The sequence below is a fragment of the Mesorhizobium sp. M2C.T.Ca.TU.002.02.1.1 genome (assembly GCF_003997225.1).
Window position 1 is genome coordinate 1 of record NZ_RZTO01001571.1, and the last position, 405, is coordinate 405.

General features: G+C 59.0%; 2 protein-coding genes. Both read right to left on the reverse strand.

The annotated features are described in order from the left end of the window. Positions 1 to 186, reverse strand: a 186-nt coding sequence (locus EOD07_RS37340) for a LysR family transcriptional regulator (protein WP_127238563.1), incomplete at its 3' end; no start/stop codon positions are given. 29 nt (positions 187 to 215) lie between these two features. After that, a partial coding sequence (locus EOD07_RS38055; protein WP_164773002.1) for a hypothetical protein occupies positions 216 to 405 on the reverse strand: 190 nt, incomplete at its 5' end.

Sequence of the window (405 nt, forward strand, 5' to 3'; positions counted from 1 at the left end):
GGTCAGCACGACCCGCCGGTTGATCCGATGGAACAGTTTGCGCCCCATCTGGTCCTCGACGGTGCGGATAAGCTGGCTGACGGCCGCGGCCGAAATCGACAGTTCCTCCGCCGCGGCGGCGAAGCTGCCTGTGCGCGCCGCCGCTTCGAAAGCTTGAAGTCCGCGTAGGGAGGGAAGGGTTGCCATGGTCATTTAGAAAGATAAGCTGACCTTATCTATTTTGCAGAAATCCTCGTTTTTCGAAAGGTTTCTTTCTGGGTATCGTGATCCTTATGAACGCAATCGACCACCACGAAACCATCGACCATCGCTCCGTGATAGCCTCGCTGACGAATGAGGAGCGCGGCCGGCTGACCGGCAAATCGGATGGGCCGGGCCTTGTCCAGTTCGCGCTCCATCTCGGCG